Here is a 20739-nt window from a genome sequence, read left to right as displayed (position 1 = left end):
GGACGGAAAGCCCGCCGGGTTTATTCGGGAGATCTCCGAAATTTTATCGAACTGCTATCCTGCCATAATCTGGCAGTGGCTGGAGATATGGTCGCGATCAGGATCAAGCGGTCAGAGAGGGTGCCCGCCATGAACACAGCAGCGTTTTCGATTAGCCGCATCGCCCGCACCCAGCCGGCGGAGGTTCACCGCCCGGACGTAGTCGACCTCAAGCGCCTCGTGCTACGCGGGCCGGAGCAGCAGGACATCGGGCCGATGACGGCGCTTGCCGACGATATCAGGGTCGCATCGAAGGCGTGGGAGATGCCGCAGCCCTACACGATATCGGATGCCGGGCGCTTCCTGCGGCGGGTGCGCGAAGCCGACGGTCTCACCGTCTTCGCCATCATGCATCGCGAGACCGGCGGCTTTCTCGGCTGCTGCAAGCTGGACACGAACGAAGACGAGACTGAACGGCAGATCGGCTTCTGGCTCGGCGAAGCCTATTGGAACCGGGGTTATATGACCGAGGCGCTGCAGGGGCTGATCGATCACGCCTACTCGAAGGCCCCTCGCCTCGCTCGGCTCTCGGCCGACATACAGGTGGTCAATCCCGCTGCCCGGCGGGTGTTGGAAAAATGCGGGTTTCAATATGCCGGACCCGGTGCGCGGCGCGATGTGAGATTGGGTTGCCTTGTCCCGGTTGACCGTTACCGGATGGACCGGGGTATCTGGATGGCGCTCAACGCATGGTCGCGCGCGGGCTGAATTACTTCGCGCTCCTGCAGATGAACGGCAGGAAGGTGCTGGCCGTGCCGAAGCCCATGGCCGCTAGCGTCAGGTCGTTGGCGAGCTTGAAATCCGCTGGAGATTGCGGGCAGACATCGGCGCCATTCGAGCAGCCGGCCTTGATGAAATCCTCATTGCCCTTGATGAATCCCTCGGTCACGCCCTTGCGATCGCCGAGATTGAGCAGTTCATGGAATGCCTTGTCGTAGCGGGCGCATTTTGCCTGCGACCAGGCATCCAGCTCGTCATCCGCGTGGCCAGCCGATGCAGCGCCCGCCGCGCAGGCGAGCGCCAGCAGAATCCGGAGCCACAGCGTCATTGCAATTGCGGCTTCTTGAGAAAGCTCTGGCGGTCGGCGGTCTTGATGCGCAGCCAGGCGTCGCGGCCGTCGCGCAGCACCCGAAGCGGGATCTCGGCGCCCGCCGGGCCGCTGTTCCAGACCTTGCGGTAGAAATCGGCGAGCCCATCGACATCGCTGTCGCGGATTTCGGCGATCACGTCGCCATGCCTGAGGCCGGCATCCGCCGCCGGGCTACCGGGTGCCACATTCATCACCACGACATCGCCGTTGCTCTCGGCCGAGAAGGCGCCCAGCCACGGCCTCGCCGGCTTGTTGACCTGGCCGCGCGTGAGCAGATCGTCGAGGATCGGCCTGAGCAGGTCGATCGGCACCGCCATGTTGATATCGGCGACCTCGTTGCCCTGGCTCATCTGCAGCCTGAGAGAGCCGACGCCGATCAGCTTGCCATCGGCACTCACCAGCGCCGCGCCGCCCCATGAGGGATGCGCCGGCGCGACGAAAAGCGCCTCGTCCAGCAAATATTCCCAATAGCCGGCGAATTCCTGCTTGGCGACGATCTCAGCCTCAACATACTGGCCCGTGCCATCGGCGAGCACGACCGGATCGCCGAGATCGGCGCCGGATGCGCTGCCAAGCTCCAGCGCCGGCAGATTGAGCGGCGCGAGCGCCTGGACCAGGCCGAAGCCGGTTTCCTGGTCATAAGCCAGCGCATGCGCCGGCACCACCTGCCCGTCATGGCGGGTCAGCCACACTTCGTCGGCCTCGGTGATGAGGTAGCCGATGGTGAGCACCAGCCCGTTGCTGCGGATCACCACGCCCGAGCCCTCGCGGAGCGTGCCGAGCGTGTTGGCGGTATAGGCATCTTCAGGAACTGTGGCGCGGACGGCCACGATGGACCGCAAGGTGTTTTCGATATTCATGGTCTTGGCTCCCGATGACGCGCGACGGAATTTTCGGCTGGGAGGAGCGCCGCGCGAGTATGGAGGAATGTGCTTGAACCAACGTAGTTCCGAAGCGCGTGCACTGCAAGAGGCATCGGATTCGGCGGCCCTCGCCGCGTCTTTACAGAACCGCACCGGCGATGGTGTAGGCCGCGATCAGGAAGGCGATGAACAGCAGAAGCGCCAGGACGAAAAGTATCTTGGCGATCCGCGCGGTCGCGGCGGAGACGCCGGAGAACCCAAGGATGCCGGAGACGATGGAGATAGCCAGGAATATGAGCGCCCATTTCAGCATGGTGAGTCCTCGGGGTGTGGGGTCGAGGGAGGAATGCGGAGGGTGGGGCGGAAGTTCCGGGCGCGCGCATCAAGTCGCAAGGGAAGTGCCTTGAGTCGATCGATGATGGGCCCGAGACTTGGAAGATGATCCTCTGTTCTACATGACCGGGTTCAACCTGAATTACGGCGTGCCGTGGCAACGGGTGAGCCGGCCAAATAGCGGCACGACAAGACTCGCGACCTTCGCTTGAGGAATGCCCCTCAGACGATCAGGAAATCGCTCGCCGACAGATCGGCTCCCCTGTCGAGCCTGGCAAACAGGATCTTTGCCTCGGCGCCCGAGCCATCCTCGTCATAGTAGAGACTGCCGGTCTTGCGGTTGAAGATGATGTGCTCCAGGGGCCCTCTTGCATCTTCGCCCAGCCTGAATTCCGCGCTCAGCAGCGTGCCCTTGGACAATGCGTCGAAGACCTGGACATCAAGCTCGATCGTGTCCGCGTCGCCGAAACCGATGATGCGGTCGACATTGGTGCGTGCATTCAACGCCTCGTCCATGACAAAACGATCGGCCGCGCCGTGCGATATCAACCGGTCGTTCCCCGTGCCGCCGATCAGCGCGTTCTGTCCCCCGGCGCCATCGAGGACATCGTTTCCTCCCAGGCCGAGCAGCGCGTTCTCCGCACTGTTGCCCGTCAACCGGTTGGCGAGGCTGTTGCCGATCAGGTCGAAATGATCCTCGAACCTCAGTTCCGCATCTTCCACACCGATCGGCATCACGTAATACTGGAAATCGCCCCCCGTCCCGATCAGGACCGTATCGATGCCGCCATCCGGCTGTTCCAGAACCTCGTCCAGGATATACGAAGTAGAGGGCGCGAGACTGGCCGTGAGCAGGCGATAGGTGTCGTCCCCCTTGCCGCCGATCAGGGTGTCGAAACCGCCCTGACCATTGATAATGTCGCCGCCGCCGCCGCCGTTCAACATGTTGGACCACATGTTTCCCGTGATTTCATTGTCCAGAGCGTTGCCCACGACATTGAACACGCCGTCACCGATGACAACGGCATTTTCAATGTTTTTGTCGATGACATAAGTGAGCCGGCCGAGTTCGCTGGATACGGAGACGGTGTCCTTGCCCCCATCGGCCCGTTCCACAATACGATCGAACTCCAGCGATCCACCGACGTCGGATACATCGCCGAGTTCGTAATAATCCCCGTGCCGGCCGCCGATCAGCGTGTCGAACCCAGCCAGGCCATTGAGGTAATTGTAGGCGCTGTTGCCGGTCAGGATGTTGTCGAGTTCGTTGCCAAAGCCATTGATCTTATCGCGACCGGTCAGGACAAGGTTCTCCAGGTCGGCCGACATTTCCCAACGCACCGACGAGCGCACGGTATCGATACCCTGATCGGGCTGCTCATACACGAAATCGCCTTCCCCGACGACATAAACATCGTTTCCGTCGCGTCCGTAGAAAAGATCCTCACCCAGCCCGCCCACCAGCGTGTCATCGCCTTCGCGGCCGATGAGGTAATCGTCGCCCGAACCTGTGATCAGCGTGTTGCCGAATGCGCTGGCCGTGAGAATGGCGCTGCGCGGACCCAATGCCTGCGACAGGTCCAGCCTGCCAGCGTCAGTGACCCGCAACTGGTTGCTGTTGACGAGATCGGTTGCGTCGCCGGCGACGGCAATCTGGTCGAAGCTTTTGAATTGCCGTATCGTGCCCAAGAGTTCGCCGGCTCGCGTGGCAAGCATCTCGACGCTCTTGAATTTCAGGCGGTACAAACCGTTGTCGGAGCCGGCGAACATGTCGTATCCCGCTCCGCCGTCGATCGCGCCACTTTGAACCGACGACTTGCTGAAATCGATGAAATCGGCGCCACCGGCGGCTGCGATCATCGTCGTCATGCCCACCGAATCCAGAATGACGTCGTTGCCCGCGCCGCCGAACAACCGATCCTCACCCGCGCTGCCTTCGAGCCGGTCGCTGCCTGCGGCGCCGAACAGGACGTCATCGCCGAGCATGCCGTAAATCCGGTCGTCACCGCCCGCCCCGCTGAGGGAATCGTCGCCGAGGCCACCGTAGATCGTGTCGGCGCCGGAACCGAGCGTGATCCGGTTGCCCTTGTCCGACGCCATGATGAAAGCCGAAACCGTCCCCAGTTCCCTGGCGAGATCAAGAGCACCTCGATTGCCGACCACCAGCGAGACGGGATCGTCACGCTGCGCCAGCGAATAGCGGATGATGTCGTAGCGCTCGAATGCGCTGGTTGTCGAAGTGATCGTATTTCCATCGGTGTTGAGAATTTTCGGCATGTCCGGGCCTCCCTGGACTGAAATCGGATCAGGCTTTCCGGTCGATGAAGATCGCGGCAATGAGCAGCATTTCCGCCGCCAGCGTCGCGGCCAGGCGCCGTTGGTGCCATATCCACCAGGCGTCGCGAATATCGGCCCAGCCGGACGGCAGGGAGGACGCGGTCCATGTCATGACCTGGGCATTGATCGGCTGGTTGATCAGCCGGGTGATCAATCCGCCGACGACGATCGATGCTGCGGCAAGCAAGTAGAGCGACAACGGTGCAACCCGGTGGCGGCTCAGCACGGCAAGGACCAGCACGAGGGCGAGGCACGCCATCGCCATGGCAGGCAAAAGCGCATTGAGGTTCCTGACGGCGCCGTTATGAACTTCGACGAATGTGGCCGGCGAGTAATCCGCGATCTGATAACCACGCCAGATGCCGAACATGGCGCCGGCGACGAGGCTTACCAGCATCAGCGAGAGCGCCTGGATGAGAGTGGAAAAAATGCCGTGCATGCTCTATCTCCGGGGAGCCTTGCGAGACGCATTTCGCTTAGCTTTACCAATATTAAATACAGTGTATATGTATCCAAATGAACGATGCTGTCAAGCCAAAGCGGAAATACGATGCCGGCCGCCGCGCCGCCCAGGCGGCCGACACCAGGAATGCCGTGATCGATGCCGCCCGAATGCAGTTCATCAATGCGGGGTGGCAAGCCACCACGATTGCCGGCATTGCAAAGGCGGCAGGCGTTTCGCCGGAAACGATCTATGCGACGTTCAGGAACAAGCAGGCCATCCTCCAGGCGGTGGTCGAACGCGCGGTGCGAGGAAATCAACCAGAACAGCCGCTGCTCGAACAAGCGGGGCCCGCAGCGATCCGGCAAGCCCGCGACCATGACAGGCAGATCGCGCTTTTCGCCAAGGACATATCCAGGGTTCTGGCCAATGTCGCCGATGTCATGGCCGTGGTGCGCACGGCGGCGGAGACGGACCCCGCACTGGCCCAACTTTACGCAGCACTCCACGAAGGCCGGCGGAGAAACCTCGGCTTCGTCGCCGCGGCTCTCTTGGCTACCGGCACATTGAGGAACGGCATGGGAGAGGCCGAGGTCACCGCGCATATCTGGCGGCTGGCAAGCCCCGAGCTTTACCTCCTCATGAGCAAAGTCGAAGGATTGACGGAGGAGGCTTATGCCGAATGGCTCCATGAGGCACTGACGCGACAGTTGCTTTGACCATCGGAAGATGAAACCCGAGCATCAGGACAGCATACGGCCCGGAAGGCATTCGCGCTTTCCGGGCCGTTGTCTTCTTCCGGGACTGAAGGACTAAACCGGAAGAAGGGATCTAAGAAGGGTGGCAGGAGCGGGCGTGGTTGGAGGTCAGCCGCCCGCTCCTTCCATACCCTTGCGGATGATGCTTCTGAGATCGTCGATGGGGCGCAGGTCATTCCCATCCTCGTAATGCCAGAAGGTCCATCCGTTGCATGCATCGAGCCCCTGAACGAGGGCGCCGAGACGATGGATCGAGCCGGCAGCGCCGTTAGAGGCGAGCGTACCATCGGCCCGAACGATGGCCGAATGACGGCGACGGGCATCGGTCAGCACCGCGCCGGGCTTGATCATGCCGCTTTCGACCAGCGTGTTGAAGGCGACGCGCGGCTCGGATTTCTTGCCGGTCATCACGGTGAGTTCGGCGCCCGAGAGCGGTTCGACCGCTGCGATGCGTGCCGTCGCCGCGTCGATATAATCCTGCTCGCGCTCGATGCCGACAAAGTTCCGGCCGAGGCGTTTTGCGACCGCACCCGTCGTGCCGGAGCCGAAGAACGGATCGAGCACCACGTCGCCGGGCTTGGACGACGCCATCAGGATACGGGCGATCAGCGCTTCCGGTTTCTGGGTCGGATGCACCTTCTTGCCATCGGCGCCCTTGAGGCGTTCGCCGCCCGAGCAGATCGGGAACAGCCAGTCCGAGCGCATCTGCACGTCGTCGTTGGCCGCCTTCATCGCATCGTAGTTGAACGTGTAGCTCTTGGCATTGGCATCGCGGCTCGCCCAGATCATCGTCTCATGCGCGTTCTGGAACCGGCGGCCCTTGAAATTCGGCATCGGGTTGGTCTTGCGCCAGACGACGTCGTTGAGGATCCAGAACTGCAAGTCCTGCAGAACCGTGCCGACGCGGAAAATGTTGTGATACGAGCCGATCACCCAGATCGTGCCATTCGGCTTCAGCACCCGGCGGCAGGCGAGCAGCCAGGCGCGGGTGAAGGCATCATAGGCCTCGAAGCTGGCGAACTGGTCCCATTCGTCGTCGCAGGCATCGACCAGGCTCTGGTCGGGCCGGTGCAGCGTGCCGCCGAGCTGGAGATTGTACGGCGGGTCGGCGAAGATGATATCGACGGACTTGTCCGGCAGCGCTTCGAGCGCCGCGACGCAATCGCCCTTGATGATCGAGTTCAGCCAGGATTTGCCCGAAGAGATTTCGGGCGACAGAACGCGCGAAGACAAAGCCGCCATGGGATACTCACCGATACGCTTTACAGGAACTCATTTACTGACTGTTATGGTTACCGATCCTGGTTACCAAAGCCTGAATACGCGTGCCGTATCGGGAATTTATTTTTGACGGCATGTTCGGACCATCGCCGGATGCCACGCATTAGTCCCCACTTTATTAGCGACAGCCTTGCGTCAAAATGCGACTTGCCGATCGTCAAAGTCGAGCATAACCAAACGTGCTATTCTCCGCGGTGCCGGAGAAGTGCCGGGCATGGTCTAGGGCGAGCGTAATTCTTCCGCCAACCGTGCCGGATTGCGAAAGGACCAAGATCATGTGCTTTGAATGCGTTTCCACCCGTCTCAACCGCCGCTCCTTCGTCAAGCTCGCCGGCATCGGCGGCATGGCGGCCATGACCGCCGGCTTCGGGATGACAACCCGCGCGCTGGCGTCCGACGCGACCCCTGCCCTTTCGCCCGACGAGGCGCTGGCGAAACTTCAGGAAGGCAACAGGGCGTTCGTCTCGGACGCCGAAGCCTGCGCGGCCAATTTCTCCAAGCGCCGGCAGGATGTCGCCAAGAGCCAGGCGCCGTGGGCGATCGTGCTCACCTGTTCCGACAGCCGGGTCGTGCCGGAACTGATCTTCGGCGGGGTGACGCTCGGCGAACTTTTCGTGGCGCGCAATGCCGGCAATGTGGTCGATACGGACGTGCTGGGCACGATCGAATATGGCGCCGAACACCTGCATGCGCCGTTGATCGTGGTGATGGGTCACAAGCGCTGCGGCGCTGTTTCCGCTGCCTGCGAGGTCGTCTCCAAGGGCACCAGGCTCGACGGCTCGATCGGCAAGATGATCCAGCCGATCCTGCCCGTGGCGCTCGCCGAGACCGATCGCGGCGAGAACTTCATCGACAACACGGTGCACGCCAATGCGTTCAACGGCGCCGAGCGTGTCCTCGCCGAGAGCGCTATCGTCTCCCGCCTGGTGGAAGAAGGCAAGGTGAAGATCGTGCCGGCCTATTACGACCTCGATACGGGCGTGGTCGATTTCCTGCACAAGGTTTGACGGCACGGTTCGCAGGCCGGCCGCCAGATTTTGTGAAGTTTACAAGATGAGATCGCTCCTCATGAGGCCAGTTCCATCAACCTCGATCTCGAGATCGATGTAGCGATCGTTGTCAAGGTTGACGACGATGAAGGTCTTACCGGAGCCATCCTCATAGATCGCGACGCTGCCTGGCGTACTGTCGGGGACAAAGCCATTATCCAGATCTTGAGAATCGCCGAATGCATAAACACCGTCGAAATGGAGGCCTTGATCGCCCTTCCTGGTCAGATTGCCATCGATGCGGTTGAGTATGATCTTGTCCCCGCCGAGGTCGAAATCATCGATGAAGACGCGGGCCGTGTCGCTGTTCCTCACCAAGGCGATATTGCCTATGATAAACCTGTCATTGCCCGCGCCACCCTCCGCCCGGTCGCCGCGCTCGTGAAACATGATCGTGTCGTTGCCGTTGCCGCCGAACATGATGTCCGCACTCCGGCCGCCATCCAATCTGTCGTCGCCATCGCCGCCATAGAGTTGGTCGCGCCCGCCGCGACCGAGAATCTCGTCGCTGCCGCCGAGGCCGAAAATCCATTCGCGGTCGCTGCCATTCGCGTTGGTGCTTGCTCCATAGAGCTTGTCGGCACGTTCCTGGCCAAGCACTGTCAGAACCGAGTCGCCATTGTGGCGGAGTAGCCCCATATTCACCGAGCCCTTCGCGTCGTCCAGCATGACGTAGCTGTTCGGCTTCAGCACGTCGGCCAACAACTGGCCATCCGCGACCGTCAAACCGGCGAGCGCTTTCAGCAGGTCGCCGACGTGGGACGGCTCGTGGTTGCCGATCCGGTCGCCGAGATTATCCTCGCCCAATTTCTGGTGCTGCTGGTAGATGAAAAGGTTGCGGGTCGCCATTTCCTTGGCATGGGCGGTCCAGCTTCCCGGCACGACGTGGTAGACGGGATCGTTCTGGAAACCAAAATTGAAGACGTCGCTCTTGCGGCTGCCGGATAGATATGGCGCCGAGACGCCGACAAAATGGGCGTCCTCGAATGCGCCGTTCCATTTCCCGTTCGCGGACCGGTCGGCAATGATATTGGCAACCGCGCCGCCGAGGCTGATGCCGGTGAAGGTCACATCGAGATCATGCTCCGCCTTGTAGGCGGCGACAGCCTCGATCAAGGGCTCGAACTGCTTGTAGTATTTGCCGGAAAACGTGATGTTGTCATAATCGTTGAGGTCATTGTACTTGTCGGTACCGCGAAAGCCGACGATGAGTTCGCCGTCGGCAGACTCGGTGACGATGGCCTTGCCGCGGCCGTTCTTGCTGGTGAAGATCGTCTTGTCGCCCTGACCCTCGATTCCGATTTCGGACATGGTGAGCGCCTCGAACCCTGCCGGGGGCTCGGCGTTGCCATAGGAAGCGACGGCAACGCGGTAGATGGTCGCGAATTGTGCGAGATCGAGATCGCCGAAAAGGCTCATGAACAGGCTCCGGTATTGAATGCGTTAGGCTAATCGGCTGCATATGCGGACCGATTGCGGCATTCAAGCGACATCGGGGCACTTTGGTTCCATTCGGAAGCTTCGTTTTGCACGCGTACCGCGGCTATCCGCGGGCGTGTGGTGCATCACTGTCACATGCTGGCAGTGCGATATGTTTCGATGCGGATCGAAGCATGCTGAACGGGAATCACGCTAAAATGGCCGCGAATGGAGAATTGCCCATGAGAAACGGACCCGACATTTCCCAGATCGGCGCGCTGATCGGCGATCCCGCCCGCGCCAACATTCTGGCGGCGCTTATGGATGGACGGGCGCTGACCGCCACCGAGCTTTCCGAGATCGCGGGCGTGACGGCGCAGACGACCAGTACGCATCTTGCCAAGCTCGAGGCAGGCGGGCTGATCCGGCCGCAGAAACAGGGGCGGCACAAATATTTCTCGCTCGCTGGGCCAAAGGTGGGGCAGTTGATCGAGTCGTTGACGGTCTTCGCCGCCGATCGCGGCCATCTGCGCCACCGGCCCGGACCGAAGGACGAAGCGATGCGCAAGGCGCGTATCTGCTACGATCATCTCGCCGGCGATCTCGGCGTGCTGATGTTCGACAGCCTGGTGTCACGACGGCACCTGAACTTTGATGACAGGGCAATCGGGCTGACCGGCGATGGCGAAAACTTTCTCACGGGCGCCGGCATCGATCTCGGTACGCTCAGGAAATCCCGGCGACCGCTCTGCCGCTGCTGCCTCGACTGGAGTGAGCGGCGCGATCACTTAGCGGGATCGCTGGGCGCTGCGCTGTTCGACATGATCATCGACAAGGGCTGGGCACGGCGCGACGGCAAGAGCCGCGCGATCGACTTCACCCGCAACGGCGAGATGGCCTTCAAGGCGCTCTTTTCGTTCAGCGCCGAAAGGCCCGGCAGCTAGCCGGGCCTTCGATCCTGCCTCAAGCCGGTTCAGAACAAGAAGTCTGCATCCGTGAGCGCGACAGATCCGGTGAGCTGCAGCTTGGCGTCTTCCTGCCCGTCGCCATCGAGGTCGATCTGCACGATGGTGTTGCCGCCATTGTTGACGTTGAAGCGGATTTCGCCTGCCTCACCGCTGAAGCCGTCGTCGCCGATGAAGATGAGGTCGAGACCGGCCTGGCCTTCCGTGCCCGCGAGCGCCGAGAAATCGATCCGGTCGCCGGCGGAGAAATCGGTGATGATGTCTCGCTGGCCGGCGACAAGACCGATGTCGGCGAGGCGACGGAAAACGAATGTGTCGTTGCCGCCAAGGCCGGTCATCGTATCGAAGCCGCCGCTGCCTTCGATCGTGTTGTCCCCGGTCGTGCCGCGGATGACATCGCTGCCATTGCCGGCCAGGACATTCTCGATCTCGACAAGCGTGGTGACGATGGTGGACGCACCGACGGTGACCTGCGATCCGAGATCGATATTCGCAGCTTCGGTGAAATTCTGAAACACGAGGCGATCAATGCCCGCATCGCCGTCCAGCCGGTCGCCGCCTGTTGTGAAGACCAGGCTGTCGTCGCCGCCGCCGCCGTTGATGGTGTTGCGGCTGGTATTGCCCGCAAGCGTATCCTTGACGCTGGTGCCGACGATGTTCTCGATGCTGAACAGGCGGTCTTCTTCCGCGCCGATCAGACCGATCGGAGCGGTCGTGGCCCGGCCTGCGCTATCGCCATCGCCGAGGTCGATGTCGATGCCGAGCCTTTGGGTCGCGTAAGTCACGGTGTCGGTGTTGGCCCCGCCGTCGATCTCATCGTCGCCGTCGCCACCGTTCAACGTATCGTTCTGGTTGCCGCCGAAGAGTTGGTCACTGCCAGCGCCGCCCAGGATGATGTCGGTGCCATCGAGGCCGTGGATGATGTCGTCGCCATTGCCGCCATTGATGGTGTTGCGGCCACTGTTTCCGGTCAGGCGGTCGACGAAGTTCGAGCCGATCAGGTTCTCGATCGAGATGAGAGTGTCATCCTCGGCGTCGCCGCCGGCGGCGAAGGAACCCAGACCAAGCGTGGCGTCGTTGAGTGTCACGCGGACACCACCGGCCGAACTGCCGTAACTCGCCGTGTCGACGCCGACATCGCCATCCAGGATATCCCCACCGGCACCGCCGAACAGCAGGTCGTTGCCGAAGCCGCCGAAGAGATCGTTTTCGCCATCGGTACCGGTGATGATATCGTTGTGGCGCGAGCCGATGACGTTCTCGATGCTCTCGAAGCTGTCGCCGGTCGCCTCCGAGCCGCTGGGCGTATCCAGTGCCGTGGCACCGATGCGCAGGTTGATGTGAATTGCGGCGAAGGACTGCGAATAGACGACGGTGTCGCTGCCCTGTCCGCCGACGAAGCTGTCGGCGCCCGAGCTGCCTTCGAGGCGATCGTCGCCGCCGCCGCCATTGAGCAGGTCGTTGCCGCTGCCGCCGAGGAGATAGTCATTGCCGTTGTCGCCGCCGAGGATGTCGTTGCCGGCGCCGCCGACGAGCGTATCGTTGCCGGTGCCGCCGAGCAGGACATCGAGGTCCGCGCCGCCATCGAGCACGTCGTTGCCTTCGAGACCCAGGAGATAATCACGGCCGGTCCCACCGAAAAACCGATCGTTGCCGCCGTGGAAAAAGACCTGTCCGAGGCTCTGGGCGCCGATCTCGATATTGCCGCTGACGAAATTGCTGATCGCCAGGCGGCCGCCCTCGCTTTCGCGATTGAAGCTGAAGAGACCGTTGAAATTGGGCTCGAAGCCGATCCAGGTGATGTCCATGATCTGGTCGTCGCCGCCATTGCCATGGATGGTGTCATTGCCCTGGGCGCCCTTCAGCTTGTCGCCGAAGCGGCTGCCGAGCAGCGTGTCGTTGCCTTCGTGACCCCATTCGTCAACCGCGGAATTGGAGGCACGCTTGTCTATGAAAAGATTAGCCATTTCAGTCTCCATCTGTTGACCGGAGGTTCGTCCGCCGGCGATGGAGAAAGGCTAGCCGTGTTTCTTGCCCGGTCATGTTTCGCCGGTAACAGGGGGGTTGAATAAATCCTGGGGGTGAAACGTAAGGCACCTTTCACCGAAGGTTCGATCAGCCATGTTGATGACAGATCAGGCGAATTTTGATTGGACCGGGATAGGATTCTCGCCCATCCTTTCCGCCAAAATCGACAGAGGGGAGACAAATCCATGCTGAAAATCTACGGCGTCTATCAATCGCGCGCATCGCGGAACTACTGGATGGCACGCGAGCTCGGCATCGAATTTGAAAGCGTGCCAGTGATCCAGGCTCGGCGCCTCGATGACCCGCTGGCGCCGGATGCACCGCTCAACAGTCGCTCAGCGGAATTCCTCAAGGTCAATCCGAACGGCCATATTCCGACCGCTGAAGATGACGGACTGGTGCTCTGGGAGTCGATGGCGATCAATCTCTATCTCGCCCGCAAGCACAAGGGTCCGCTCGCCGCCGGCAGTCTCACCGAAGAGGGATTGCTCGAGATGTGGTCGTTCTGGGCGGTCAACAATATCGAGCAGCATGCGGTGAAGATCGTGCTGACTCATGACAATGCGCTGGCAGACACGCCGGGGGGCCGGGAAACGCTCGATGTGGCGACGCGATTGCTCAAGCGCCCATTCGAAATCCTCAACCAGCATCTGGCTGATCAGGATTACCTCGTCGGCAACCGCTTCACAGTCGCCGACCTGAATGTCGCGGAAATCGTGCGCTACGCGATGACGGAGAAGGTGCTGACCGATGCCAATCCGAATGTCGTGGCGTGGTATGAGAGATGCCATGACCGGCCGGCATTCAGGGATATGTGGGCCGTCAGGGCGCAGGAGGGGTGAAGGCGCATGCCATTTCCAGTTGAGGATCAGTATATCGACAAGGCAGAGAGCGAACTCGGCGCCAAGCTGCCCGAAAGCTACCGCCTGAAAATCAAGGCCGAGAATGGCGGCGAACTGCCAACGGATGACGACGACTGGATTCTGCATCCGATATTCGACACCAGCGACCGCAAACGCATTGCGAGGACCGCCAACCATGTCGTGCTCGAAACGAGGAATGCCCGACAATGGCAGGGATTTCCGGAAGGCGCCATGTGCATCGCAGACAACGGATCTGGCGATAAACTGGTGCTGCTGCGGGACGGCTATTCATTCGGCGACGCGGTGTTCGTCTGGTGGCACGAAACCGGGGCGCTCAAACGCATCGCCGACAGTCTGGGCGAATTGATCGAGGTCGAGTAACCGGCGGCCTCAGAGACCAAGGCCGCCGCCTACGACCGTCACCGCACCGTCGATGCCAGCCAGGCAGCCACGGCGGTGCGGCTTTCGAGCATGCCGGCGCGGGTCGTCACGTCGTCCAGTGCGGGCGGGAGATCGGCGCGCTCGACGCCGATGTCGCGCAACAGGTGGTCGGGCAGCTTGCGGAGTTCGGCGGGAAGGCTGGCCTTGGACTCGCGGTCGAAAGCATGCAGGATGCGCCAGGCGAGGTTTTCCAGACGGCCGGTGTGGAAATGGGAATGAGAGATGTCGGCCATGATATGCACTCCAATTTCTGTATCAAGTTTTTTTTGACGTTTTGTCGGTGTACGCAATATCGCGCGTTGACCATAAAAAGGGAAACGAGTAGTTCTAACACGAATATCAAGTTTTCCTTGAAGTGAACCATGCGAACCCTGCCCGGCACACGCGCCTTGAAAATGCTGGTTTCCGCGGGCCGGCACCTGAATTTCACCCGTGCGGCGGATGAAATTGGCTTGACGCCGGCGGCCGTCAGCTACCAGATCAAGGAAATCGAGGACCAACTCGGCGTAAAGCTCTTCGTGCGGACGAACCGGTCGATTCATTTGACGCCCGAGGGGAAGGTGCTGTGCGAGGCCGCAGTGGATGCGCTCGATATCGTCACCAGGGCGACCGCGCGGGTGCAGAAGATGTCGCGGCGTTCGACGACCCAGCTCAAGGTGACGGTCGATCCGCAATTTGCGACGAAATGGCTGATGCGGCGGGTGGAGCAGTTCCGCAAGGTTCACCAGGATATCGAGCTTCGCTTCGACGTGTCCTACGATGTCAAGGATTTCGAACTCGACGACGTGGACGTGGGGATCAGGTACGGCAGCGGCAAATATCCGGGTCTCACGACGCATCGCCTGTTCGGCAATGTGATCGTGCCCGTGTGCAGCCCGCGCCTGCTGGCATCAGGCAAGCCGCTCAAGGAGCCCCGCGACCTGATGCACCATACGCTGGCGCATATCGAATGGTCGCGTGACGGGCTGACCTGGCCGAACTGGCACATGTGGATGGCTGCGGCCGGCGTGCATGATTTCGACGACAGCCGGGCGATCGTGTTCGCGAGTTCCAACGATGCAGTCGAAGCGGCACTTGCCGGCGAGGCGGTAGCGCTGGCGGATTTCGCGATGGTTGCCAGCGAATTGTCCGAGGGGCGGCTGATCCGCCCGTTCGAGCTCAGCGTCAAGGCACCGTCCGAGTTCGCCTATTTCCTCGTCTATCCCAAGGAAGCGGCGGCCGAGCCCCGGATTTCCGCCTTCCGGGAATGGCTGCTTGAACAGGTCGCCGAACCGGTCGAGTAGCCGGTCGGTTTAGGCGGACTCAGGCCAGGGGCTGGATGTTCTGGTTGAGCCGGAAGAGGTTCCCCGGATCAAAGCGTGATTTCAGCTGCTGGAGCCGCCTGTACTTGGCGTCACCATAGGCGGAAATGGCGACCGACACGCCGGCGTCACCCTGTTCATTGACGTAATTGCCGATCACGGAATCATCCGCCAGGCGACCGGCGGTCTCCCTGCCCCAGGCCAGGCAGGTCGCGTCATCCTCGACCCGATCCCAGACCGGTTCCGCGATCCAGTAGAAGCCGGCCTTGCGTCCGGAATATGCCGTCGCGTCGTCGTCGATGTCGGCAATCGCGCCGCCGAGTTGCAGCACGTAGATTTCACAGTCCGGCGTCGGCGCGTGCGCAATGGTTTCCACCATGTGGTCGATCGCCCCATTGCCGATCTCCCGCCAGAACCCGCCCTTGGCATAGTAACGCCGCGACCAGGCAAAGTGCTCGTCGTTTCGGCTCTGGAGTTCAAGGTAGGTCTGGCCCGTCAGACCGCCCTCACCCGAGGAGGCGAGTTTGCCGACCGGCAACAGCATCGCTTCCGCAAGCCCTTTCTCCCCGTGCCAGACGGCTGACAAGCTCAGCCGGGACGGCGTAACCGTAAAGCCGACCGCGAAATCACGGCTCTTCAGCGCAGCGATATCTCGCAAGGCAAGCAGTGCGGCTTTGGCCTGCGCCAATGGATAGGTCCAGTTGCCGACGGTGACGCCGGCGAAGGGATTCATGCGGAAGCGGAACCGCGTTACCACGCCGAAATTGCCGCCGCCGCCACGTATTCCCCAGAAGAGATCTGGTTCGGATGTGGCGCTGGCAAGCACGATGCGACCATCCGCCGTGACGATTTCCGCTTCAAGGAGGCTATCGATCGTGAGCCCGTATTTCCGGCTCGCCCAGCCCATGCCGCCGCCGAGAGTCAGTCCGCCGACGCCGGTATGGGAGATAACCCCCGCCGGCACGACGCAGCCGAGCGGCACAGTCGCCCGATCGAGATCGCCGAGAAGAGCGCCGCCGCCGACATCGACCGTCCCGGCCCGATGGTCGATGCGGACCGCGTTGAGCGCAGCGAGATCGAGGACCAGCCCACCGTCGCAGGTGGAAATGCCCGGCAGGCTGTGGCCGCCGCCGCGCACGGCAAGCAGGCTCCCCGAGGCGGCTGCGGCGAGAACCGCCTTTTGCACGTCGGAAATGGTCCGGGGACGAACGATTGCCGAAGGCCGCCGGTCGGCGATCCCGTTCCAGACCTTGCGATACCGGTCGTAATTCGGATGATCGCGCGAGATGACAGGGCAAGTGAGCCCGGAACGGGAAATGCTTTGCAGCAGCATGCTTGACATGGCGCGCCCCCAAGGATCGCAGTGTCATAGCACAGTTTCATGACGTTCAACGGGTGGTTTCACATAGCCGACGTGAACCCTCGCGCACGCCCAATCGGCTGCCATTGGGGCTATAGGCTCAGGCCGCGACACCGGGCACGTCGTTCAGATCGTACCAGACGGGGATGCCCCGTTCGTTGGCGATCTTCACATCATTGTCGGCACCCTTGGAGGCGCCCGGCAACCGCAGAACGCCCTCGCACATGGCAAGCAGGCGGTGCGCGACGGGATGGAAGATCGCCTCGTAGAGATCGTCGCCGACATGCTTTCCGCCGGCTGCATTCCAGACCGGCAGAGCGACCCATTCGCCGATCATCGGCACGTGACCGGCCTTGAACAGCGCGTGTGATGGCGCTTCGAGCACCTTGAGGTTTGCCGCCATCCTGGCGGGATCGTCACCCGTGCCCGAGCGATAGGGACCTGCGATCAAAATCAACATTTTTCTCTCCTGGACTTGCATGAATTATCACGAATTATCTTGATATAAGTTCATAATTCAGATAATTTCGCGATGTTTCGTGCAATACCGTGCAAATGTCAAGAGGGAAAAATGCTGACCGTGGAACGCAAGGCGCTCATAACAGACCGGCTCCGCCGCTATGGCAGGCTGGTTGCCAAGGCTTTCGCGGAGGAAATGAGCCTGTCGGAAGACACTATCAGGCGCGACCTCCGGGAAATGGCGGCGGACGGGTTGCTTGAGCGGGTTCATGGCGGTGCATTGCCGATCAAGCCGGCACTTCCCGATTTCTCGGAACGCCGGAGCCTTGCATCGGACGAGAAAAAGCGGCTTGGCGCCGCCGCCGCGGCACTTGTCCAGTGCGGGCAGATGATCTTTCTCGACGGAGGAACGACCAATGCCGAGATCGCGCGCGCCCTGCCCCGCACGTTCGGCTTCACCGTCGTCACGCATAGCCCAACGATCGCAGCCGAGCTCGAGCACCATCCGACTGCGGAAGTCATGCTGATCGGAGGAAGGCTCTACAAACACTCCATGGTGGCGGTCGGCGCGGTGGCAGCCGCAGCAATCGCGACGATCAGGCCCGACATCTTTTTCCTTGGCGCCACGGGCGTTCATGCCCGCCACGGATTTTCGACCGGCGATTTCGAAGAGGCCGCGATCAAACGCCAGATCGCCGCCCAATCCGCCAATACCTACGTCGCCCTGACGGTGGAAAAGCTCGATCGGGCCTCGCCCGTCTCCATCATGTCGCTCGAAGCGGCCACCGGCGCGATCGTCGGCGCGGACGTTTATGAGGAAGCACTCGACATGCTGGAAAGCGCTGGATTGGAAATCATACGCGCATAGGGCTGGATTTTTCCCGCAAAGCAGAATAGAACAACGTTCATGAACGTTGTTCACGCAATGGAAACTTTGTGGAGAGTCACATGTTGACCGATGCAGATCTCAAGGCTTTGCGCGATGCAGGCCTGCTCGACGACGCGAAGCTCGCGGAAATCGATGCCTTTCTTCGCCAGAAAACGCAGGTCCCTGCCGGACCAGCCGTGGGCGCCAACCTGCCGCGTTTCGATCTCACCCACGTGCTCTGGTATGCCGGGGCGCTGATCATCATGGGCGCGATGGGGCTTTTCACCAATGAAGCCTTCAACCGCATGGGCGGCTGGGCGCTTGTCGCCTGCGGATCGGCCTATGCCGCTGCATTTCTCACCGCCGGGCACATGTTGTGGAAGAACCAGTCGCTCAGGATTCCCGCAGGCCTGCTGATCGCGGTCGCGGTATCGATGGTGCCGATGATCATCTACGGCGTGCAGGATGCGCTCGATCTCTGGAAATACGCGCTCGGCGATCCAGGCCAGTACCAGAACTTTTTCCCCTACGTGAACGGCAGCTGGATCTATATGGAGATCGGCACGATCATTGCGTCGGCCATCGCCATCTGGCGCTATCCCTTCCCGTTCATCCTGCTGGTCGGCGGCATCGCGCTGTGGTTCCTGTCGATGGACCTGGCAATGTGGTTCACCCGCGGCCCCGGCAACTATGTCGATTGGGAAATGCGCCGCGATGTTTCGCTTTACTTTGGCCTTGCCATGATCGCCGTTGCATGGGCCGTGGATATCATCCGCCGCGACGGACCCGATTACGTGTTCTGGATCCATATATTCGGCGTGATGGCCTTCTGGTGCGGCATGACGCTGCATGATGGCGGCACGGAACTCGAAAAGTTCATTTACTGCCTGATCAATGTCGGCCTCATCGGGCTCAGCCTCTTCCTCAATCGCCGGGTCTATGCGGTGTTCGGGGCGATCGGCGTGGCGGTCTATCTCGGCTATCTCGCCAATGAAGTGTTCAAGGACGTGATCATGTTCTCCTTCGCGCTCTCGGCGATCGGGCTCGGCGTGATCGCGCTCGGCCTGCTGCTCAATCGTAACCGGGCAAGGATGCTGGCCGCCATGGACAATATTGTGCCACAGTCATTGGCATGGTTGCGCCCCGAGCATGCCCGCGCCCAGCTTTGACTGCCAGCGCAGGTAGTCAATTCTTCCGCCCGGTGTTATAGCGGGCGGGAGAACAGGTTGCGGGATCAGGGTATATATGAAATCGGCAGTGTCGAATGCGGGCGTCATTCTCGCGCTGATTTTCATGGTGAGCCTTGCAGGCTGCACCTCCCGGCCGGGACCGGATGTGCTGAACACGGTGCCGGCCCTGCCCGGCGCTACACAGGTCAAGGTCTTTGCCGTGACCACCCGCACCCGGATGACCCCCGACACCAATGCATATGACAACGGCAAGTCCATCGACTCGAACTATGCCGAATTGAACGTCTCGATCCCGCCCGGCCACAAGGACTCGCAGATCGAGTGGCCCAAGAAGGGCAAGAAGCCGAACCCCAAGACCGATTTCGCGGTAATCAGCCAGGCCGTGCTCGACCGCGAGGCTTTTTATGCACAGGTCCGCGCCGCCAATCCCGCGTCGAAAAAGGTCGGCGTCTATGTGCATGGCTACAATTCCAATTTCCAGGAATCGGTCTACCGGATGGCCCAGATGTCGGCGGATGCCAAGCTCACGGCAACCCCTATCGCCTTTTCCTGGCCATCGCAGGGTGAACTCGCGGGCTATGTCGCGGATAAGGATTCGGCGACCTATTCGCGGGACTATCTGGTCGATCTGATGAAGGAACTGACTAGGGATCGCGCCGTCGGTGATGTGACGATATTCGGCCACTCGATGGGTGGATGGCTGGTCGTGGAAGCGCTCAGGCAACTCAAGCTCGAAGGCCGGCAGGACGTGCTGGTCAAGCTCAATGTCATCCTCGCGGCCCCCGATATCGACAGCGACCTGTTTCGCACGCAGATGGCCGTCATCGGCAAGCTGCCGCGTCCAATGATCATCCTCGTCTCCAAGGACGACCGCGCACTCGAGGCCTCCAAGATCCTGAGCTACAGCACCGCCCGCGTCGGCCGGCTCGATGTCGACGACCCGAAGGTGCAGGCGGCAGCGGTCGAAGCCGGCATCGTACTGGTCGATATCACCCAGCTCGAGTCTACGGACTCGGCCAATCACAGCCGTTTTGCCGATGTCGCGGCGCTCTATCCGGCGCTCACCGCCGAATCGGCCAAGAAGCAGAACCTCGGCAATGCCGGCGCCTTCGTGTTCGATGCGGCAGCGGCGACGATCTCGAGCCCGTTCCGGATCGTATCGGGGGCGTTGAAGCAGTAGCGAAAGCCCGTTCAACTTTTGGTGAGAGGGTGGAAATCCCACGCCTTCAGCCGCATTCTCTTCCTGGCTAAAAGAGGAGAGAGACAATGCAGCATCACGCCAGAACTCTCATTTCCGCCGGCATCGTGGCCGCCTTCATGGCGACAGCGGCGCTTGCGCATCACGGCTGGTCGTGGGCCGAGGCCGACCAGATCGAACTGACCGGCACCGTGAATAAGGTGGTCATCGCGCCGCCGCATCCGACCATCGACCTGACCGCCGCCGATGGCGTCGATTGGCATATCGAGCTCGGCAATCCCGGCAATACGGCGCGTTCGGGATTCAACGAGCAATCCGCCAAGCCGGGCGACACGATTACAGTGCTCGGCAACCGCTCGCAGGATCCCGAAGAGAAGCGATTGAAGGCCGTGCGGGTAACTGTGGGCGAGAAGGTCTACGATATCTATCCGGACCGGATCAACAAGAGTTGACGC

General features: G+C 61.4%; 22 protein-coding genes. 11 read left to right on the top strand and 11 right to left on the bottom strand.

Annotation, left to right across the window (positions count from 1 at the left end; genetic code table 11):
• Positions 1 to 129 precede the first annotated feature (129 nt).
• Positions 130 to 747 carry a GNAT family N-acetyltransferase gene (locus IHQ71_RS05950; RefSeq protein ID WP_258161031.1) on the top strand — a complete coding sequence of 206 codons (618 nt, stop codon included), beginning with the start codon at positions 130 to 132 and terminating at the stop codon, positions 745 to 747.
• A 1-nt stretch (position 748) separates the two neighbouring features.
• Here IHQ71_RS05950 and IHQ71_RS05945 read toward each other — a convergent pair whose 3' ends face one another.
• The 5 genes from IHQ71_RS05945 to IHQ71_RS05925 all read right to left on the bottom strand — a co-directional run bounded on the left by IHQ71_RS05945 (position 749) and on the right by IHQ71_RS05925 (position 5101).
• Positions 749 to 1087, bottom strand: a complete 339-nt coding sequence (locus IHQ71_RS05945) for a hypothetical protein (RefSeq protein WP_258161030.1) — start codon at positions 1085 to 1087, stop codon at positions 749 to 751.
• On the bottom strand, positions 1084 to 1989 hold the full coding sequence (locus IHQ71_RS05940; RefSeq protein WP_258161029.1) for a S1C family serine protease: 906 nt from the start codon (positions 1987 to 1989) through the stop codon (positions 1084 to 1086). Before IHQ71_RS05940 ends, IHQ71_RS05945 begins: the two co-directional genes overlap by 4 nt.
• Before the next feature lie 142 nt (positions 1990 to 2131).
• Complete coding sequence (locus tag IHQ71_RS05935; RefSeq protein WP_258161028.1) at positions 2132 to 2305, bottom strand: DUF1328 domain-containing protein; 174 nt, start codon at positions 2303 to 2305, stop codon at positions 2132 to 2134.
• 242 nt (positions 2306 to 2547) lie between these two features.
• On the bottom strand, positions 2548 to 4602 hold the full coding sequence (locus IHQ71_RS05930; RefSeq protein ID WP_258161027.1) for a calcium-binding protein: 2055 nt from the start codon (positions 4600 to 4602) through the stop codon (positions 2548 to 2550).
• Positions 4603 to 4630: 28 nt separating this feature from the next.
• Positions 4631 to 5101: an anthrone oxygenase family protein gene (locus IHQ71_RS05925; protein ID WP_258161026.1), complete on the bottom strand. Its 471-nt coding sequence runs from the start codon at positions 5099 to 5101 to the stop codon at positions 4631 to 4633.
• 77 nt (positions 5102 to 5178) lie between these two features.
• Here IHQ71_RS05925 and IHQ71_RS05920 point away from each other — a divergent pair, with 77 nt between their 5' ends.
• Positions 5179 to 5823 carry a TetR/AcrR family transcriptional regulator gene (locus IHQ71_RS05920; protein ID WP_258161025.1) on the top strand — a complete coding sequence of 215 codons (645 nt, stop codon included), beginning with the start codon at positions 5179 to 5181 and terminating at the stop codon, positions 5821 to 5823.
• A 147-nt stretch (positions 5824 to 5970) separates the two neighbouring features.
• On the opposite strand, the gene IHQ71_RS05915 is transcribed toward IHQ71_RS05920, so the two are convergent.
• The gene (locus IHQ71_RS05915; protein ID WP_258161024.1) at positions 5971 to 7104 is read right to left on the bottom strand and encodes a site-specific DNA-methyltransferase; all 1134 of its coding nucleotides are present in this window, start codon (positions 7102 to 7104) and stop codon (positions 5971 to 5973) included.
• 314 nt (positions 7105 to 7418) lie between these two features.
• Between IHQ71_RS05915 and IHQ71_RS05910 the strand changes: the two genes are divergently transcribed.
• Positions 7419 to 8150, top strand: coding sequence for a carbonic anhydrase (locus IHQ71_RS05910; protein WP_258161023.1), 732 nt, complete (start codon positions 7419 to 7421; stop codon positions 8148 to 8150).
• A 39-nt stretch (positions 8151 to 8189) separates the two neighbouring features.
• Here IHQ71_RS05910 and IHQ71_RS05905 read toward each other — a convergent pair whose 3' ends face one another.
• Complete coding sequence (locus IHQ71_RS05905; RefSeq protein WP_258161022.1) at positions 8190 to 9611, bottom strand: hypothetical protein; 1422 nt, start codon at positions 9609 to 9611, stop codon at positions 8190 to 8192.
• Positions 9612 to 9853: 242 nt separating this feature from the next.
• Between IHQ71_RS05905 and IHQ71_RS05900 the strand changes: the two genes are divergently transcribed.
• A complete protein-coding gene (locus IHQ71_RS05900; protein ID WP_258161021.1) occupies positions 9854 to 10555 on the top strand; it encodes a helix-turn-helix transcriptional regulator in 702 nt (233 codons plus the stop codon).
• A 29-nt stretch (positions 10556 to 10584) separates the two neighbouring features.
• On the opposite strand, the gene IHQ71_RS05895 is transcribed toward IHQ71_RS05900, so the two are convergent.
• Positions 10585 to 12543 carry a calcium-binding protein gene (locus tag IHQ71_RS05895; protein ID WP_258161020.1) on the bottom strand — a complete coding sequence of 653 codons (1959 nt, stop codon included), beginning with the start codon at positions 12541 to 12543 and terminating at the stop codon, positions 10585 to 10587.
• A gap of 246 nt (positions 12544 to 12789) precedes the next feature.
• On the opposite strand from IHQ71_RS05895, the gene IHQ71_RS05890 reads away from it, so the two are divergent.
• Together IHQ71_RS05890 and IHQ71_RS05885 are read left to right on the top strand one after the other, a co-directional pair.
• Positions 12790 to 13446 carry a glutathione S-transferase family protein gene (locus IHQ71_RS05890; protein WP_258161019.1) on the top strand — a complete coding sequence of 219 codons (657 nt, stop codon included), beginning with the start codon at positions 12790 to 12792 and terminating at the stop codon, positions 13444 to 13446.
• A gap of 6 nt (positions 13447 to 13452) precedes the next feature.
• Positions 13453 to 13848, top strand: a complete 396-nt coding sequence (locus IHQ71_RS05885; protein WP_258161018.1) for an SMI1/KNR4 family protein — start codon at positions 13453 to 13455, stop codon at positions 13846 to 13848.
• A gap of 38 nt (positions 13849 to 13886) precedes the next feature.
• Here the strand turns inward: IHQ71_RS05885 and IHQ71_RS05880 are convergent, their stop codons facing one another.
• Complete coding sequence (locus IHQ71_RS05880; protein ID WP_258161017.1) at positions 13887 to 14141, bottom strand: DUF1127 domain-containing protein; 255 nt, start codon at positions 14139 to 14141, stop codon at positions 13887 to 13889.
• Positions 14142 to 14270: 129 nt separating this feature from the next.
• Between IHQ71_RS05880 and gcvA the strand changes: the two genes are divergently transcribed.
• On the top strand, positions 14271 to 15191 hold the full coding sequence (gcvA, locus tag IHQ71_RS05875; RefSeq protein WP_258161016.1) for a transcriptional regulator GcvA: 921 nt from the start codon (positions 14271 to 14273) through the stop codon (positions 15189 to 15191).
• A 19-nt stretch (positions 15192 to 15210) separates the two neighbouring features.
• On the opposite strand, the gene IHQ71_RS05870 is transcribed toward gcvA, so the two are convergent.
• Positions 15211 to 16551, bottom strand: a complete 1341-nt coding sequence (locus tag IHQ71_RS05870; protein WP_258161015.1) for an FAD-binding oxidoreductase — start codon at positions 16549 to 16551, stop codon at positions 15211 to 15213.
• A 118-nt stretch (positions 16552 to 16669) separates the two neighbouring features.
• Positions 16670 to 17029, bottom strand: a complete 360-nt coding sequence (locus IHQ71_RS05865) for a DUF4406 domain-containing protein (RefSeq protein ID WP_258161014.1) — start codon at positions 17027 to 17029, stop codon at positions 16670 to 16672.
• A 111-nt stretch (positions 17030 to 17140) separates the two neighbouring features.
• Between IHQ71_RS05865 and IHQ71_RS05860 the strand changes: the two genes are divergently transcribed.
• The 4 genes from IHQ71_RS05860 (at position 17141) to IHQ71_RS05845 (ending at position 20736) form a co-directional block, all read left to right on the top strand.
• Entirely contained in the window at positions 17141 to 17896 is a 756-nt protein-coding gene (locus tag IHQ71_RS05860) for a DeoR/GlpR family DNA-binding transcription regulator (protein WP_258161013.1), read from the top strand.
• An 80-nt stretch (positions 17897 to 17976) separates the two neighbouring features.
• Complete coding sequence (locus IHQ71_RS05855; protein ID WP_258161012.1) at positions 17977 to 19065, top strand: hypothetical protein; 1089 nt, start codon at positions 17977 to 17979, stop codon at positions 19063 to 19065.
• A gap of 76 nt (positions 19066 to 19141) precedes the next feature.
• Positions 19142 to 20266, top strand: a complete 1125-nt coding sequence (locus tag IHQ71_RS05850; protein WP_258161011.1) for an alpha/beta hydrolase — start codon at positions 19142 to 19144, stop codon at positions 20264 to 20266.
• A gap of 86 nt (positions 20267 to 20352) precedes the next feature.
• The gene (locus tag IHQ71_RS05845) at positions 20353 to 20736 is read left to right on the top strand and encodes a DUF6152 family protein (protein ID WP_258161010.1); all 384 of its coding nucleotides are present in this window, start codon (positions 20353 to 20355) and stop codon (positions 20734 to 20736) included.
• Positions 20737 to 20739 lie beyond the last annotated feature (3 nt).

This window comes from Rhizobium sp. TH2, assembly GCF_024707525.1.
GTDB lineage: Bacteria > Pseudomonadota > Alphaproteobacteria > Rhizobiales > Rhizobiaceae > Rhizobium_E.
The sequence above is the reverse complement of the archived record's forward strand: the minus strand, read 5'-3'. Positions and strand labels throughout refer to the sequence as shown.

Excerpts from the sequence above, each read along its gene's own strand:
- IHQ71_RS05885 (WP_258161018.1), top strand. The coding sequence starts at position 13,453 with ATGCCATTTCCAGTTGAGGATCAGTATATCGACAAGGCAGAGAGCGAA.
- IHQ71_RS05940 (WP_258161029.1), bottom strand. The coding sequence starts at position 1,989 with ATGAATATCGAAAACACCTTGCGGTCCATCGTGGCCGTCCGCGCCACA.
- IHQ71_RS05920 (WP_258161025.1), top strand. The coding sequence starts at position 5,179 with ATGAACGATGCTGTCAAGCCAAAGCGGAAATACGATGCCGGCCGCCGC.
- IHQ71_RS05925 (WP_258161026.1), bottom strand. The coding sequence starts at position 5,101 with ATGCACGGCATTTTTTCCACTCTCATCCAGGCGCTCTCGCTGATGCTG.
- IHQ71_RS05850 (WP_258161011.1), top strand. The coding sequence starts at position 19,142 with ATGAAATCGGCAGTGTCGAATGCGGGCGTCATTCTCGCGCTGATTTTC.
- IHQ71_RS05900 (WP_258161021.1), top strand. The coding sequence starts at position 9,854 with ATGAGAAACGGACCCGACATTTCCCAGATCGGCGCGCTGATCGGCGAT.
- IHQ71_RS05935 (WP_258161028.1), bottom strand. The coding sequence starts at position 2,305 with ATGCTGAAATGGGCGCTCATATTCCTGGCTATCTCCATCGTCTCCGGC.
- IHQ71_RS05845 (WP_258161010.1), top strand. The coding sequence starts at position 20,353 with ATGCAGCATCACGCCAGAACTCTCATTTCCGCCGGCATCGTGGCCGCC.
- IHQ71_RS05855 (WP_258161012.1), top strand. The coding sequence starts at position 17,977 with ATGTTGACCGATGCAGATCTCAAGGCTTTGCGCGATGCAGGCCTGCTC.
- IHQ71_RS05950 (WP_258161031.1), top strand. The coding sequence starts at position 130 with ATGAACACAGCAGCGTTTTCGATTAGCCGCATCGCCCGCACCCAGCCG.
- IHQ71_RS05905 (WP_258161022.1), bottom strand. The coding sequence starts at position 9,611 with ATGAGCCTTTTCGGCGATCTCGATCTCGCACAATTCGCGACCATCTAC.
- IHQ71_RS05910 (WP_258161023.1), top strand. The coding sequence starts at position 7,419 with ATGTGCTTTGAATGCGTTTCCACCCGTCTCAACCGCCGCTCCTTCGTC.
- IHQ71_RS05880 (WP_258161017.1), bottom strand. The coding sequence starts at position 14,141 with ATGGCCGACATCTCTCATTCCCATTTCCACACCGGCCGTCTGGAAAAC.
- IHQ71_RS05930 (WP_258161027.1), bottom strand. The coding sequence starts at position 4,602 with ATGCCGAAAATTCTCAACACCGATGGAAATACGATCACTTCGACAACC.
- IHQ71_RS05865 (WP_258161014.1), bottom strand. The coding sequence starts at position 17,029 with ATGTTGATTTTGATCGCAGGTCCCTATCGCTCGGGCACGGGTGACGAT.
- IHQ71_RS05945 (WP_258161030.1), bottom strand. The coding sequence starts at position 1,087 with ATGACGCTGTGGCTCCGGATTCTGCTGGCGCTCGCCTGCGCGGCGGGC.
- IHQ71_RS05860 (WP_258161013.1), top strand. The coding sequence starts at position 17,141 with ATGCTGACCGTGGAACGCAAGGCGCTCATAACAGACCGGCTCCGCCGC.
- IHQ71_RS05915 (WP_258161024.1), bottom strand. The coding sequence starts at position 7,104 with ATGGCGGCTTTGTCTTCGCGCGTTCTGTCGCCCGAAATCTCTTCGGGC.
- IHQ71_RS05890 (WP_258161019.1), top strand. The coding sequence starts at position 12,790 with ATGCTGAAAATCTACGGCGTCTATCAATCGCGCGCATCGCGGAACTAC.
- IHQ71_RS05895 (WP_258161020.1), bottom strand. The coding sequence starts at position 12,543 with ATGGCTAATCTTTTCATAGACAAGCGTGCCTCCAATTCCGCGGTTGAC.
- gcvA (WP_258161016.1), top strand. The coding sequence starts at position 14,271 with ATGCGAACCCTGCCCGGCACACGCGCCTTGAAAATGCTGGTTTCCGCG.
- IHQ71_RS05870 (WP_258161015.1), bottom strand. The coding sequence starts at position 16,551 with ATGTCAAGCATGCTGCTGCAAAGCATTTCCCGTTCCGGGCTCACTTGC.